The 15,788-nt window shown below is 61.3% G+C and carries 10 protein-coding genes; 6 read left to right on the top strand and 4 right to left on the bottom strand.

All coding sequences use genetic code 11. The annotated features are described in order from the left end of the window. Window positions 1-57: 57 nt before the first annotated feature. A complete protein-coding gene (locus FVQ81_05325) occupies window positions 58-1,674 on the top strand; it encodes a Na+:solute symporter (GenBank protein MBW7995989.1) in 1,617 nt (538 codons plus the stop codon). A 445-nt stretch (window positions 1,675-2,119) separates the two neighbouring features. On the opposite strand, the gene FVQ81_05320 is transcribed toward FVQ81_05325, so the two are convergent. Then, complete coding sequence (locus FVQ81_05320) at window positions 2,120-3,439, bottom strand: N-acylglucosamine 2-epimerase (protein ID MBW7995988.1); 1,320 nt, start codon at window positions 3,437-3,439, stop codon at window positions 2,120-2,122. A 522-nt stretch (window positions 3,440-3,961) separates the two neighbouring features. On the opposite strand from FVQ81_05320, the gene FVQ81_05315 reads away from it, so the two are divergent. From FVQ81_05315 to FVQ81_05305, 3 genes are read left to right on the top strand one after another with little or no spacing between them, the layout of a single operon-like run. After that, window positions 3,962-5,722 (top strand): 2-oxoacid:acceptor oxidoreductase subunit alpha, encoded by a 1,761-nt coding sequence (locus tag FVQ81_05315; GenBank protein MBW7995987.1) that lies wholly within the window; start codon window positions 3,962-3,964, stop codon window positions 5,720-5,722. A 49-nt stretch (window positions 5,723-5,771) separates the two neighbouring features. Next, window positions 5,772-6,653, top strand: coding sequence for a 2-oxoacid:ferredoxin oxidoreductase subunit beta (locus FVQ81_05310; protein ID MBW7995986.1), 882 nt, complete (start codon window positions 5,772-5,774; stop codon window positions 6,651-6,653). A gap of 50 nt (window positions 6,654-6,703) precedes the next feature. Next, a complete protein-coding gene (locus FVQ81_05305; protein ID MBW7995985.1) occupies window positions 6,704-8,581 on the top strand; it encodes a diguanylate cyclase in 1,878 nt (625 codons plus the stop codon). Window positions 8,582-8,663: 82 nt separating this feature from the next. Here the strand turns inward: FVQ81_05305 and FVQ81_05300 are convergent, their stop codons facing one another. The 3 genes from FVQ81_05300 to FVQ81_05290 are packed head-to-tail and all read right to left on the bottom strand — an operon-like array spanning window position 8,664 to window position 11,790. After that, window positions 8,664-9,410 carry an NAD-dependent deacylase gene (locus tag FVQ81_05300; GenBank protein MBW7995984.1) on the bottom strand — a complete coding sequence of 249 codons (747 nt, stop codon included), beginning with the start codon at window positions 9,408-9,410 and terminating at the stop codon, window positions 8,664-8,666. 40 nt (window positions 9,411-9,450) lie between these two features. After that, window positions 9,451-10,542, bottom strand: coding sequence for a site-2 protease family protein (locus tag FVQ81_05295; GenBank protein ID MBW7995983.1), 1,092 nt, complete (start codon window positions 10,540-10,542; stop codon window positions 9,451-9,453). A gap of 48 nt (window positions 10,543-10,590) precedes the next feature. Beyond that, on the bottom strand, window positions 10,591-11,790 hold the full coding sequence (locus tag FVQ81_05290; GenBank protein ID MBW7995982.1) for a DUF1343 domain-containing protein: 1,200 nt from the start codon (window positions 11,788-11,790) through the stop codon (window positions 10,591-10,593). A gap of 216 nt (window positions 11,791-12,006) precedes the next feature. Here FVQ81_05290 and FVQ81_05285 point away from each other — a divergent pair, with 216 nt between their 5' ends. Both FVQ81_05285 and FVQ81_05280 read left to right on the top strand, forming a co-directional pair. Next, window positions 12,007-13,818 carry a hypothetical protein gene (locus FVQ81_05285; protein ID MBW7995981.1) on the top strand — a complete coding sequence of 604 codons (1,812 nt, stop codon included), beginning with the start codon at window positions 12,007-12,009 and terminating at the stop codon, window positions 13,816-13,818. A 16-nt stretch (window positions 13,819-13,834) separates the two neighbouring features. After that, window positions 13,835-15,637 (top strand): hypothetical protein, encoded by a 1,803-nt coding sequence (locus FVQ81_05280; protein MBW7995980.1) that lies wholly within the window; start codon window positions 13,835-13,837, stop codon window positions 15,635-15,637. The last annotated feature ends 151 nt before the right edge of the window (window positions 15,638-15,788 follow it).

The raw sequence follows: 15,788 nt of genomic DNA, 5'->3' as shown, positions 1-15,788 counted from the left end.
GGGCGCGCTTTAGGAATGTAACCATAACTTTCCGAGTTGATGCGAGGACTCCCGCCGATGATCCAATTCACCGCGCTCGACTGGTTCTGGGTGATCGCTTATATTCTGCTGATGATTGCCTGCGGCGTACTGTTCTACCGGCTGGCTTCCCGCAGCGAGAGCGATTTCTTCCTGGCCGGCCGCGGCCTGCCCTGGTGGCTGCCGGCCACCAGTGTCTACGCCACCCACACCGCCACCGACACGCCGATCTGGATCGGCGGGGTGATCTACCGCTTCGGCTTCAGCGGGCTGTGGTACACGTTTTTCGCGGCCTGGTGCGCGATCAGCGCATTCGTGAGCACCCGGATTTTCCGCCGCAGCCTGGCCTACACCCAGGCCGAATGGCAGAACCTGCGCTACAGCGGCGTGGGCGCGGAGATGCTGCGCGGCTGGCTGGCCGGCTGGCAGGTGTTCATGAACATGTTCATCCTCGGCTGGGTCGGGATCGCGATGGGCAAGGTGTTCCATTTCCTGTTTCCCGCCTACCCGGAGTGGGTCGGGATGCTCCTGTTCGGCTCGATCTGCGCGGTCTATGTCCTGTTCGCCGGCTACTGGGGCGTGGTGATGGCCGATTTCCAGCAGGGAGTGATCGCCTCGGCGCTGATCATTGTCGTCTCGATCTGGCAGATAGTGGCTGCCGGCGGACCAAGTGCCATAGTGGAGCGCCTGGCCGAGATGGGCGAGACCTGGCGGCTCAACCCGCTGCATTTCACCGGCTTCTTCTCGGGAGATTTCCCGCTGGCCTGGTTCGTGACGATGATATTCGTGGCGCTGCTGGGCGGCCTGGGGATGGGGACCTCGATCGACTGGTATGTCGAAAGCCAGCGGATCCAGAGCGCCCGCACAGTGCGCGACGCCTCCTACAGTATCTGGACCGGTACGTTCCTGACCCTGACGCGCAACGCGCTGTGGGCGATAGCGATTCTCGGCTTTTTCAGCCTGTTCCCCGCTATCGAGGACCCGGCCGAGAGCGAGATGGCCTGGTTCGTAATGGGCTTCAAGGTCCTGCCGGCCGGGATGGTCGGCTGCTTTTTCGCCGCGATCCTGGCGATCCATTTCAGCACGATCAGCACCCACCTGAACCTGGGCGCGATGTACTGCACCCGCGATCTCTACCATCATTATATCAACCCCAAGGCCAGCCAGGGCCAGCTTGTGTGGGTCGGACGGATCAGCACGGTCTGCCTGCTGGCCGGCTCGTTTTTCTACGGGCTGATGATGGAGTCGATCACTCAGTGGCTGATTTTCGCCCTCTGGATCATGGCCGCCGGGGTCTGGCTGCCCTCGATCCTGCAGGTGGTCTGGTGGCGGTTCAACAGTTGGGGCTACCTGGCGAGCTGGCTGGCCAACCTGGCGTTCAGCTGGCTGGTGGTCTGGGTGCTGCCGGCTTACGGGGTTATCCCCGAGCTGCTGGAATACCAGCAGTTCTGGGTCCTGCTCGTGCTGGGCGCGCTGATCTACCTGCCGGTCACGTTCCTGACCAAACCGGACAACATGGACCACCTGGTGCGCTACTACGTCCGCACCCTGCCGATCGGCTGGTGGGGGCCCGTGCACCGCGAGGCGATGCACCAGGGCCTGATCGACGAGCACGGCCGGCTGCTGGGAATGGATGAGGCGACGGCAATTAGCTGAAGCTCAACGCGGGTGCGGCAGATGATTCCCGGCTTGCCTGGATTACCCGCTGAAATTCGTCTTTACGATGGGCCTGTTTGCGGTACCATCTGTGCTGTACTCGCTGGATAAGATATTCAGCATGCGGCGCAGCAGCGCATCTTCCGAGCAAGAGCATATCGACAATCTTTAGAGTTCGTTGATACATGTGCTTTGATCGCAAAAAGCCCCGGCGGGATGCCGGGGTTTTTTGTTTTATAAAGGCAAGCAAATCCCCCTCAATCCCCCTTTTTCAAAGGGGGAGGCGGATACCAACCTTCATCTTGACGCGAATACACAACCCCCGCCCGCTTCCAGCGGGTACCCCCTTTTCTAAGGGGGACTGGTTCCTTCTTCCCCCCTTTAGCAAAGGGGGGCCAGGGGGGATTTCAGATTATTGTCTCGTATTTATCTCGTCACGCAACATCTACCCCTCCCGCTCCGCCAGCCTTTCGGCCACGGGCAACGCCAGCAGCAGGGCGCGAGTGATATGGAACGGGTCCTTGACCGGCAGGGCCACCACCTTGCTCTCCGGCCGCCCCCGGTGGTCGCGGATCTGGATCCACTCGCCCACTTCACGGTCCGGATTTGGGAACGTGGCCAGCGTGTAATCGTGCACCCGCCAGAACCACTCGGCCATCCACGGCTCCTCCAGGCGTTCGTAGGCCAGCAGCAGCGCGTAGATCGCCTCCGAGTGGGGCCACCACAACTTGTTGGACCAGTTGGCCCCCAGCTTGCTCACCATCTCGTGACCGGTCAGTTCCGGCGTCACCTCGCCCCGCGGCGGCTCTCCGCTCTTGTCCAGGAACTGCGGCAGTCCTCCAAACTGCTTGTCCCAACCCAACTCCAGCGCCCAGCGGACCACCTCCGCCGCGGCGGCGAACAGCGCGTTGTCACCCGCCCGGTCGGCCCAGTGCATCATGAACCACATGTCCTCGATCATGTGCCCGGGATTGACAAAGCGGCCCAGCAGGGTGTCTTTCGGCTCGTTGTCCACCCCGATCATCTCCAGCACCACCTGTTCGTCCGGACGACGGAAGTTCTCCATGATCTCCTCGGCGCACTTGCCGCAGACAGCACGCATCCTGCCCTCTGTTTCGCTCTCGCCGAACTGAGCGGCGATATCGGCCAGCTCCTGGGCGGTCTCCAGGGTGATCATCGGCTCCCCGTGCACCTTGTAGCCGGGCGGAACCGGGTACGGGTCGGTGCGGTAGTCGCCGGATTCCAGACGAGCCAGCACGTGGTCGAACAGGTCGAGGGCGAATTCGTAAGCCTCCCGTCTGCCCGAGGCGGCCGCGTACTCGGCCAGGCCGTAGATCACGAAAAAGTCGGCGTAGATACTCAGGTCGCAGCTCTCGCCGGTTTCGGCGGGCCGGTCGCCGCCAGCGGAATCCAGCAGCACGGGCGCGCCCTCGCGGTTCAGGATAAACGCGCAGTTGCCGCCGGCAAGCCGTGCGTGTTCGATCAGGAATTGCGCACCCGCCCCGGCCGCCTCCAGCCAGCGCCCGCTCTCTGTCGGCTCCACCCTGTCCCGCATCTTCCGGTACAGCCGCGCCAGCATCCACACGAACCGTCCCTGGCTCCAGGTGAACTTGTGCTCCGCCAGCATTGTCGACCCGTCGTTGCTGAAGCAGGTGAAAAAGCCGCCGTATTCCCGGTCGATACCGCGCGCCATCCAGAACGGCAAGATATTGCCGAACAATTCGTCACCGTATTTCCTCGAGGCTTCCTCGAACGACCTGCCCACCTTTATCCTCCCGTGTCTGTGCCGCCATCTGCCGGCGAGTACTTTTCATTCCCCGATTCCGTGGAACTTTATTAGAGATTGTTTCATAAACCCTTAATGGAAATGATCTGAGTGTAAAGCATACTAGAAAATGAGAGAACCGGTCATTTTGTTGAAATTCGACCGCCCCAGGGGCGAGTTTGAAACCCGCCCCAACCTGCCTTTCATGCAATTCAGCAGTTATGAAACTTGATCTTAATATATCCTCTCCCAGCGCGCAAGATGACAATATTTTCTCAATAACTAAAGTTTTTCCGGATTTTCCGGAAAACAACCGGGTAAACTGTGCTTTTCCAGCACGATCTGTCTGTTGATAAATGCTGGGTAACTTGATATACTCAGACTGGTTTATTATATACGTATACTTTTCATTCCGGGGCGGCAGTGCCGGCTCCAGTTTTTCTTTGATCCCGCCGCCCATTTTCTCGCAGCACGACAAAGTAACAGGGCTAATCCCCATTATTCAGAGGAGAATCACCATTCATGGGTGGCGATGAGCTGAATTTAGGTATGGTCGGCAGCGGCGGTGATGGCGTGATGGTCACAGGGGAGGCGATTGTCAATGCCGCGGCCAAGAAGGGTATGAAGTGCTTGATGCTCAAGGCGTTCGGTCCCCAGATCCGGGGCGGCGAAAGTTCATGCAAGATCAGGTTGAGCAGCAAGAAAGTGTCCGCTCCGCCGGACAGGCTCGACGTGCTGCTGGCGTTCAAATGGGATGACTACAAGCGTTTCGGCCGCGAGTTGGAACTCAATCCGGGTGGAGTGGTTATCGAGGATGGCAAGGAAGGCGACGAGGAACCCGAGCGGCCGATAGTCGGCGAGCAGCCGTCGAAAATATACCGCGTGCCGCTCACGGAGATAGCGACCGAATCAGCCGGAAACAAGCTGGCCAAGAACATGGTGGCCCTGGGCGTGCTGAGCGGCCTGTTCGACCTGCCGGATGACGAGATGCGCGCGGCGATCAGCAAAACGTTCGCGCACAAAAGCGATGAGATCATCAACAGTAATATCAGCGCCTACGAAGCCGGCAAGCAATACGCGCAGGAAAACCTGGAAGCTCCGGAAAACATGAAACTGGTGATCGACGAGAGCCTGCTGGACAAGCGGGTGGTGATGACCGGCAACGACGCCACCGCTTATGGCGCCCTGCTGGCCGGCTGCACTTTTTTCGCCGGCTATCCGATCACGCCCAGCAGCGAGATCATGGAGTGGCTGAGCAATTACATGCCCGTCTACGGCGGGACGATGGTCCAGACCGAGGACGAGATCGCCGCGCTGGGGATGGTGATCGGCGCATCGCTGGCCGGGGCCAAATCCATGACCGCAACCAGCGGCCCCGGGTTCAGCCTGATGATCGAACTGATCGGTCTGGCCTCGATCGCCGAAATCCCCTGCGTGATTGTCAACGCCCAGCGCGTGGGACCCAGCACGGGTATCCCCACCAAAAGCGAGCAGTCTGACCTGCTGCAGGCCTGTTTCGGCACCCACGGCGATGCGCCCAAGGTGGTGATCGCCCCGGCCGATGTCGCGGATTGTTTCGACGTGATGCGCGAGGCGTTCTTCATCAGCGAGAAATACCAGTTGCCGGTAATCGTGCTTTCCGACGGTTTTATCGCCCAGTGCAAGAGTTCGATCCACGAGCCGGAACTGGACAAGATCCGTCCCTGGGAACGCGCCCGTCCCAATACGGATGAGGTCTCGGTCGAAGACTACAAGCGCTATGAAATAACCAAGACCGGAATCACCTGGATGAGCATTCCGGGCAAGGACCCCCACCTCTACCGGTCCGCCGGGATCGAACACGACGAGTTGGGCAGCCCCACCAGCGATTTTGCCGAGCACGAGCGGATGAACGAAAAACGCTACCGCAAGCTGGCGGGCGTGGCCGAAGAAGTCAATTTCATGCGCCACTACGGGCCGGACGATGCGAAAGTCGGCGTGATCGCCTGGGGCAGCAGCAAAGGTCCCCTGCGTGAGGCGGTGGAAATTCTCAACGCCAGGGGTCATGCGGTCAAGGCGCTTGTCCCGCAGGTGCTCTACCCGTTGAACACGGAAAAAGTGTATAAGTTTTTCGAGAGCCTCGACAAACTGCTGGTGGTCGAACTCTCCTACTCCAAGCAGTTCCTGAACCTGCTGAAAATCCAGCTCGACCTGCCGGCCGGCACTGTCCACTACGGGCGCAGCGGCGGAAAACCACTGGCGATCTACGAGATGCTGGAGCAGATCGGTAAACTGCTGGATTGACGACTGAAATCATTCTGACTCGAGATAAACAGCGGAGGTTGATTAAACGATGGCGACTAGTGCACAGGCTGTTCAGAAACCCTCCAAGCCCAGTGAATACAAAAGCGGGCTGAAACCTGTCTGGTGCCCCGGCTGCGGTGATTTCGGAGTGCTTAACGCACTCAGCCAGGTCTATCACCGGCTGGAACTCAACCCGATGAACACGATGCTCTTCAGCGGGATCGGCTGCTCCAGCCGGATCCCGGGTTACCTCAAGAGCTTCGGATTCAATGCGGTCCACGGCCGCGCCCTGCCGATCGCCAGCGGAGCAAAACTGGCCAATCCTGAGCTGACCGTGATCGCGGCCGGCGGCGACGGCGACGGGTTCAGTATCGGCACGGGGCATTTTCCCCACACCTGCCGCCGCAACGTGGACATCACATATATCGTGATGGACAACAATATCTACGGGCTGACCAAGGGCCAGCTTTCGCCCACCAGCCCGGGCCAGATGGTGACGACTACCTCGAGCTACGGCAGTATCGAATACCCGATCAACCCGATCGGCCTGGCGATCGGCTGTGGCGCGTCGTTTGTGGCCCGCGCTTTCAGCGGCGATATCAAGCACATGGTGGACGTGATCTGCCAGGGTATCGAGCACAAGGGGTTCGCCTTCATCCAGATCCTCAGCCCCTGCGTAACTTTCGTCGGCAAGGACCAGTTCGTCATCATCAAGAACCAGCTCAATTATCTTCACGAAGATGAAGACTACGACCCCACTGAGCGCAGCCATGCGTTCCGGGTGGCTGACGAGACCGATCGGATTTCCCTGGGCGTCATCTTCCAGCATCCGATGGCCGAATACCGTCAAAGCCAAGAAATAATTCGCAAGCGTCTGGCCGAGCGTGGCTTACCAGAGCTGAGGGACCTGATCTCCAAGTTCCGGCCCTGAACACCGGGCGGTGCACTCCAGCGGGTGGCGACACCCTGGACACAGGTGATATGAAAAAAAATCAGATCATACTTGTTGTCGAGGACGATAAATCGCTGAATTCGCTCTATTGCGAGTGTCTGCTCAACAATGGATATCGAGTCGACCCGGCTTTAACGGGCAAGGAAGCCCTGAAGAAAGTAAAAAGCCATTCCTACGACATGGCCCTGATCGACATCCGCCTGCCCGACGCCAACGGAATGGACGTCCTCAAGCAGATCAAGCAAATCTCGGAAGACACTGTCACGATCATGCTCAGCGGGCATGCCACTGTCGAGCTGATCCTCGATGCGATCAGCCACGGGGTGTTCGACTTCCTGGTCAAGCCGGTTCAGCTCGCCAAGTTGCTCCTGACGGTCGACAACGGGCTCGAGCAGCGTGAAATCAACCTGCAGAACCAGAAGCTGATCAGCGAGTTGAAAATAGCCAAGCGCAACCTCGAAGCCGGTATTCGCGAACGCACCAAGCAGGTCAAAAAAAGCGAGCTGAAATTCCGCTCGCTCTACGACAATGCCCCAGACGTCTACTACACTGTCGATCAGCGCGGGCGGATTATCGACTGCAACAAGATGGCCACCCAGTTTTTCGGTATCACCAAGAAAGAACTCAATAGCCGTCACCTGCTGGACCTTTACACCAGCGACAATTTCGAGCTGGTAAGCAGCATGGTGCCCACTCCCGACGGCAAGGGCGGCTCGATCCGTCACCAGGAAGTTTCGGTCAAGAAGGCCGACGGGACAATCGCCTGCGTGGAGATCAACTCGAATATTCTCCACGACGGTGACGGGAAAGTAATCGGGGCGCTGACAATCCAGCGCGACATTACCTCCCGCAAGCACGCCGAGGGTCAGTTGCGCGAGAGCGAGGAGCGCTTCCGGACAATCTTCCAGACAGCCGACGTGGCCCTGGTGGAACTGGACTACGATCCGCTCACGGACGCTCTCGAGCGGGTCCGCAAGAGTGGGATCAAAAGCTGGAAAAAATACTTCGACGAGAACCCGGATTTCGTCAAGCTGGCGGGCGAACTGATCCAGACCGTGGACGTCAACCACGCCGCGGTCAAGCTGTTCGAGGCCGAACGCAGGGAAGACCTGCTCGGGCCCTTTAAGACACTCTTCTCCGATCTGGAGAGCGATAATTTCAAAAAGTTCCTGGCCACCATTGCCCGCGGCGAGAAAAATTTCCAGGGCGAATCCGACTTCCTGACGATCAAGCAGAACCACCTCCGTATGATTCTCAACGTGGCGGTCCCCCGCAAGGGAGCCAAGTTCAAGAACCTGCTGGTCAGCCTGGTCGATATCACCGCGCGCAGCCGGGTGGAGAAGGAAAAAGACCTCCTGCTCAACAAGCTCCACCAGCTAAACAATCAGCTGGAAACTCTGGCTGTCACCGACGGACTGACCAGTCTTTACAACCACCGCTTTCTGATGGAATCGATCAACCGCGAATTCAGCCGCGCCCAGCGCCACGGGCGGCCGCTGGCCCTGCTGATGGCCGATATCGATGATTTCAAGAACTTCAACGACTCCTATGGCCATCAACTGGGTGACGAGGTCCTGGTGGCGGTGGCCGATCTGCTCAGGAGAGGCCGGCGCGGAACCGATATCGTGGCCCGCTACGGCGGCGAGGAGTTCGTGCTGCTGCTGCCGGACACCACGCTCAGGCAGGCGATGAGCGTGGGGGATAATGTCCGCAAGAAAGTCGAGAGGAACAAAGTCATGGCCGATCAGGGACCGTTGAACGTCACTATCAGCCTGGGCGTTTTCGCCATGGAAAAAAACAATCTGGACAATCCCAAGGACCTGCTGATTCTGGCAGACAAGGCGCTCTACCGGGCCAAACGGGCCGGCAAGAACCAGGTCTGCACTGTCAAGGCCGACGCAAAGTAGACTTGCCGGACTTCATTATCGAAATAGTGCAAAGGCGGACCTCCTGAGGTCCGCCTTTTTTAACGATGGCTAAATTTTTCATTCATTTCAGCTTTTTCAACTGCTCTATCACCCGCGGCAGCATATCGCCGCTGTTTCCGCGCAGCAGAAAATCGGCGGTCGGGGTAATCGCGCTCGGCTCGGGGTTGACCTCGATCACCCGCGCCCCTGCCTGCCGCGCAACGACCGGCAGCGACGCCGCCGGCTGCACCTGGCCGCTGGTGCCAACCACCAGCATCAACCCGCAGTTTTTTGCCAGTCTGAAACTTTCGGCCAGCGCATCCTCCGGCAACTGCTCCCCGAACCAGACCACGTCCGGCCGCAGCATCTCTCCGCATTCCCCGCACAAGGGCGGCAGTTCCTCTTCCCCGTTGTCGCTGCCCCGCCAGTCGGGATAAACGTGCTCGCCCTTGAAACACTTAACCCGCGTGATATTGCCGTGCAGCTCTATCACCCTGGTGCTGCCTGCCCGGTGATGAAGGCCGTCCACGTTCTGGGTCACCACCGTCAGTTCGTCCGACCAGCGCTCAAGCTCGGCGATCGCCTCGTGGCCGGGATTGGGCTCCTTCTCGCGCACCAGGCGGCGACGGTAGGCGTACCACTCCCAAACCAGACGCGGGTCGCGCAGGAATCCCTCCACCGTGGCCAGGCGCGACGGGTCGTACTTGGCCCACATCCCGGTCTGCGCGTCGCGGAACGTGGGGATCCCGCTCTCGGCACTCACCCCCGCCCCGGTGAAAACCACCGTATTTTCGGCCGCCGCGATCCACTCGGCCGCCCGCTCGATCAGTTCCGGATTCGGTTGTTTCACGGGGCTGCGGTCTCCGCGTTCAGGCCAGGATCGGCCGGGGCATGAATGTCAACAGCAGGATCAGCATCGTCACCGCCCCAATCAGCCGGCGGCGCCTGTCCAGCGGAATAGCTTCATCCAGCACCGGCGGGTGCTTGACCCTGATCAGCAGCAGGATCAGCAGGCCCCAGAACAGCCAGCCGGGCCAGAAATACGACAGGCAGATCATCGCCGCAAAAGCGGCCAGCGCCAACCTGCCGTGTTTTTTCCCGAGCAGCGCATAGCCGATATGCCCGCCGTCGAGCTGGCCGATCGGCATCAGGTTCATCGCGGTCACGAAAAAGCCGATCCAGCCAGCGAACGCCAGCGAACTCATATTCAGGAACATCCCCTCCGGACGCGGTCCCATGATCCAGTCGGTCAGCCAGCCGAAGAGCAGCGAGTCGCCGAGGACGAAATAGCTGGGCGGAAAAGTCGTCCAGTCCGACTGCATCAGCCCGATTATCAGCACCGGCACGCTGACCACAAAGCCGGCGATCGGTCCGGCTGCGCCCACATCCAGCAGCATCCGCCGGTTGAACATCGGCGAGCGCATCTTGATCAGCGCCCCCATCGTGCCGAAAATCATCGGCGGCGGCATCGGGATGAAAAACGGCAGGGTTACGTCCATCCCGTGGTGGCGCGCGGCGAAATAGTGGCCCAGCTCGTGAACCAGCAGGATCGTCATGATCGCCGCCGCGAACGGGATCCCCAGGCTCAACTCGGCCAGCGAGGACAGCGGGTCTCCGCCCTCGCGCAGCGCCCCGGCCAGCATCGTGCTGAACACGGTGGCCACGAACAGCCCCAGGTGCAGCAGCCACTTCCGGTTGGCCGCTCCGGCGCCTAGAGTTCCCGATACCGTGGCGCTGATCGTCAGGTAGGTCTCATCGCCCACTCGCTCGAAATTATAGCGGCCATTGAAATTTTTCAGGTAGCTCTCCACCAGGTGCCGCATGCCGGCGAACCTGGGTTTCAGCACTCCGCGGATCACCCACTCGTGACGCAGATCCATCATCCGGTAGCGAGTATAAAGCACGCTCAGGTAAGCTTCAAGCTCACGGCCGGCGGCGGAGAAACGGTAATAGTTTTCCACTCCATCTCCTTCGATTCAGAATGCCCCGCAAAGCACCACAACCCTGCCTTACTGATACAGCAGCACCCCCCCGCACTGTTCCATCCAGCTCTGTGTATCCGCCCGGCACAATTCGCGCACGTCCTCGAATGCAACTCCTGCATCCACCGCCGCCCGCAGCTTTTCACTGCCGAAGAGCAGGTCGATCGCCGGGATATCCTCCACGAATTCGTAGGCCTGCTCCAGCCAGCCGAATTTTTCCGGAGCCAGCCGGTGAGCCGCCCTGATGACCGCCGCTCCGGTGACAAACGGCCGGAACTCATCCCGGTCAGTGACATGCAGCTGGCAGCCGCCGCAGAGCTGGCCGGTGAACTTGTTGAACGTGGGGATAAAGCGCTGGGGACGGAAGCGTACTCCCGGCAAGCTCAACGAATTCAACAGTCCGGCGGTCTCGACCGGGTCCAGCCACGGCGCGCCGAAAATCTCGAACGGCCGGGTGGTGCCTCGCCCCTCGCTGATAATCGTCCCCTCCAGCAGACACATCCCCGGATACACCAGCGCCGTGTCCGGGGTCGGCATGTTGGGCGAGGGTGTCACCCAGGGGCAATCATAGTCGAAAGCTGTGTCCTCCCGTCGCCAGCCGGAAAGCGGAACTACTACCGGTTCCTCACCGATTCCGCACTCACTGTGGAACCAGCGGGCCAGTTCTCCCGCGCTCAGGCCGTGACGAACCGGCATCCCGGCGAACCGTCCGACAAACGATTCGAATCCGGGCCTCAGCGCCGGGCCCTCCACCATCCCGCCCCCCAGCGGGTTGGGGCGGTCGAGCACCACCACCTGCACATCCGCCTCCGCCGCGGCCTCCATCACGTAGGCCAGCGTATGGATATATGTATAGTAGCGGCTGCCAACGTCCTGGATATCGAACAGCACGGCCTCCAGACCGGCCATCGTCCGCGGGTCCGGCTTCAGGGATTCCGGATCGGCAAGGTACAGGCTGACCGCCCTGGCTCCCAGCGATGATTCATCCGCCGCCGGGCTGGCCACCTGGTCCTGCTGCTCGCCCCACAGGCCGTGCTCCGGGGTGAACAGCACCTCCAGTCTGGCGCCGGTACGCTCCCCGAGTACTGCCGGCCAGAACGTGTAATCGCCGAGCACCGCGGTCTGGTTCACCACCGCGCCGACAGTCCGGCCGGCCACCAGTGCGGTGAATTCGCTTTCGTTCAGCAGGCGCTCGGCCCCGCAGATTATTTTTGTCCTGCTCAATATTTATCCCCGAAATACTTCGATTCGCTCCCGGCCGGTGGATTTGTTTTTCTCCTGACTTCTGACTCCTGTCTCCCGAGTCCTGACTCCTCCAATCTAACACATCTGAGCAATCTGGCAATCGCCGCGGCCCTTGCTTGCCGGTGGGATTGAATTAAATTCAATTTCAGTGTCTCCTGTCTCAGCTGTCCACCGGCACCCTCAAATCCGGAGGCCCCGATGAGGTTTTTTACCAACAGAACCCTGGTCCTTCTTACCATTTTGATTGCGGGACTCCCCGCCCTGAATCGCGCCGCCACCCTGGACAACCACCCGCACTGGAAATACGGCGGCAGCCTGCCCGGCCTCTACTACGAGGTGCTGGCCGTCAGTTTCGACAAAGCCGAGCGGTTCCAGGCCCCCGACGGGCGTTACCGCTCCAGGATTCCGGCCGACACGGAACAGGACGTCCGCTCGTTCAGCATGTACATCATGCAGTACATCTACGTTCCCGCCCTGCTCTACGTCACCGAGCACGAGGCCAACCCGCTTGCCGGGAACAGGCGCGCGCTCGACTCCGCGCTCAGCTCCGGCGACTGGATGGCCTCGATTGTCAACGAGGAGGGCCTGTTCGTGCCGGTGGTTGACGGAGTAAAGACCAACCCGCTTGACTCGCACCGCGCGCTCTACTGCTGGGCCGAGGTTTACGGCCTGCTGAAAAACGAGTTGGGGGCCGAACGCGAGCGCAGCTGGCGCGAGGCTCTTCACCGCGGCGGTCAGCGGCTGTGCGACGACATGCGCAGCCGGATGACCCGTCCCCGGATAACCGCCCCGTTCCTGGGTACCAGCCCCAACCATTTCGGCCTGTGGTGCACGACTGTCAACCGGATCGGGATGCTGCTGGGCCTGGACGACTGGGTGGAAGACAGCCGCGCGGCGCTGGCCCGGTTTGTCCGCGAAGTGGCTCCGGGAGGCTACTGGGCCGAGCACGACGGCCCCACGGTGAGCTACGACTACCTCAACACCGCGGTCGGCGCGTACTACTGGCACTACTACAAGGACCCCGAGGCCCTGGACGCTATCCGGGCCAACACTGATTTCCACGCCCACTGGACCACTCCCGACGGGATCGATATCAGCACCGTGGACCAGCGCAACCGCAACCATTACCGTCCACGCGCCGGCTTCGGCCTGTTCAGTTTCAGCAACTTCCCCGCCGGCCGCCGTCTGGTCAGGCTCAAACTACTGGCCGCCCTGGAAGATAAACGCGATCCGTTCGAGTCAATGGGGCTCTCGGCCCTGGGACGGCTGGCCCAGGACGCCCACTACCACAGCGACGGGCCCGAGGCGGAAATTCCCCAGCAGATACCCTCCTACCGTCACACCCTGGCCGCCCGGCCCGCGGTGGTGCGCAAAAACGGCAACTGGGTCTATTCGATCTGCGCGCTGGTTTCGCCCGACAGCCCGCTGAACCAGTTCTTCCTGGACCGGATCATGCCGGTCAGCCTCTGGCATACCCGCACCGGCGCGATTATCGGCGGCGGCAACAGCAAAGGCCAGCCCGGAATCGTCACTTTCGCCGCGGTGCGCAACGGGGACCTCGACGCCCATCCCCTGGACGGTCTGCTAAGGGGAAGCTGGGACGGCGACACGCTCTGCGTGGCCGAGGAGGGGTTCTCCTGCCGGCTGACTTTCGTGACCGTGGACGACAATACCACCCTGATCCGCGCAAAGGCTGAAAACACCTACAACCACCGGAACACCGCCCTGCTCCAGCTTCAGTTCCGCCTGCACGACGGCGGGACGGTTACGGTCAACGGACAGAGTTCCACCCTGAGCGCCGAACGGATCGAGCGCGAGGGAGCGCTGAGGATTGCGCACAACGGCTGGAGCGCATCGCTGCCCGAGGGCAGCCGTTTCGAGTGGCCGTTCTACACTTACTATCCCTACGGCTCGGTGCGCGTGCCCGAGAACCTGCATAACGCGGTCGGGCGCGCAGCGGTGACTCTGCCCGATGGTGAGTGGGTCGAGGTGCGCATTAGGGTTGATTAAACTGCGGAGGCTCTGGATGAAAATTTTCACCGTCGCGCTGGCCGCACTGGCTTTCTCGGCCTGCCACCTGCAAGCAGCCACTCTGGATCACCATCCCCACTGGAGCAGCGAGAAGCTGCCGGACCTCTACTACGAGGTGCTTTCCCGCAGTCTCGATCAGGCGCTCGAGCTGCAGGCGCCCGATGGCCGCTACCGCACCGCCATGCCCGCGGTCTCCGATCCCGATGAGTCGGGCTGGCGGGTAACCTGGATGCAGTTCATCTACGCTCCCGCCCTGCTCTACCACACCGATAATCCGGCCAACCGCTATCGCGGCAGCCGGCAGGCCCTGGAATCGGCGATCCGCGCCGGCGACTACCTGGCCGGGATTGTGGAGGCCGACGGCAGCGTGCTGCCCCGGGTCAACGGCAAGCCGACAAACCCGCTGGACGCCCACCGCACCATGTACTGCTGGACCGAGGCCTATGCTCTGCTCAAGCCGCATCTGGACAGCGGGCGGGCGGCAAGGTGGGCCGGAGCCCTGCGCCGGGCGGGAGAGCTGATCGCCGCCGAGGAGGTGTTCCCCAGAATCAACCGACCAAAATACACGTCGCCCTTTCTGGGCTTCAGCCCCAATCATCTCGGCCTGCGGGCGACCACGGTGTGGCGGATGGGCATGGTGCTCGATATCCCGGAGTGGGTGGAGAAAGTCCAGCCGGCGCTCAAGCGGTTTGTCAACCATATCCGGCCCGGAGGCTACTGGGAGGAGCACAACGGGCCGACCATGAGCTACGACTACCTCAACGTCTCGGTGGCGGGCCTGCTCTGGCACTACTCATCCGAGCCCGACGCCATGCGGGCGATGAGGCTCAACACCGATTTCCACACCCACTGGACCACTCCCGACGGGATCGACATCCACACCGTGGACCAGCGCAACCGCAGCCATTTCTCTCCGCGGGCCTCCTACGGCCTGTTCGCGTTCAGCCATTTCCCCCACGGCCGCCGCTACGCCCGCTTCCGTCTGCTGACAGCCCTGGGCGACGGCGACGAGCCGTTGCAGGCGATGGGACTCGAATCGCTGGCCCGGATCGCCCAGGACGCCTACTACCACGTGGACGGTGTCGAAACCACGATCCCCCAGCAGGAGCATTCCTACCGCCACACTCTCGACCGCCCGGCGGTAGCCTGCAAAAAAGGCAGCTGGGTTTATTCGATGAGCGCGCTGGTGGGTCCGGAGCGGCCGCTGAGCCAGTTCTACCTGGACCGGATTGTGCCGGTCAGCCTCTGGCACGCCAAAACTGCCCACATTATCGGCGGGGGCAACAGCAAGCGGCAGCCGGAGTTGGCCACGTTCGCCGTGCACCGCGCCGACGGGGAGTGGAGCTACCTCCCGCTGGACGCACTGATCGCCGGATCGCGGGAGGCCGACACGATGTGCGTGGCTCACGAGGGATTCAGCCTGCGCTTCACGTTCGACATCGAGGACGATACGCGCGCCGTGGTCCGCGCCCAGGCCGAATTCACCTACGACCGTCCCGACACCGCCTATCTCCACCTTCCGCTGGTGCTGCACGCCGGCGGTACGCTGGAGGCCGGCGCGGGACGGAGTTTCACGCTGAGCGCCAGGCGGCTGGACCTGAGCGGAGTCGGCGAGTTGTCGCACAACGGCTGGCATGCCAGTCTGCCGCCGGCCGCGCGGCTGAGGTGGCCGTATTATACCTACTCTCCCTACGGCGATGTGCGCGTGCCGGAGAATATCCACAACGCGCTGGGCGTGCTGGCCGTGCCGCTGAAAAACGATGGCGAGTGGGTGGAGATCTCGTTCTCGGTAGATTGAAGAAGTTATCAGTATTGAACTCCTGTGCAGCAGAGCTGCGAGGTTGTTGAATTAATTCTAACTGTTTCGGCAAAAGCAGCAAAACTATTGGGGGGGCACGAACTCGCATCGGCTTTGACCAGACTGCAAGCAGTCCCCCGGCGAGAATCGA

It is taken from the genome of Candidatus Glassbacteria bacterium (assembly GCA_019456185.1).
In the GTDB taxonomy this organism is placed as follows: Bacteria; Gemmatimonadota; Glassbacteria; order GWA2-58-10; family GWA2-58-10; genus JAJRTS01.
This window is presented reverse-complemented; position numbering and strand designations above follow the sequence as displayed.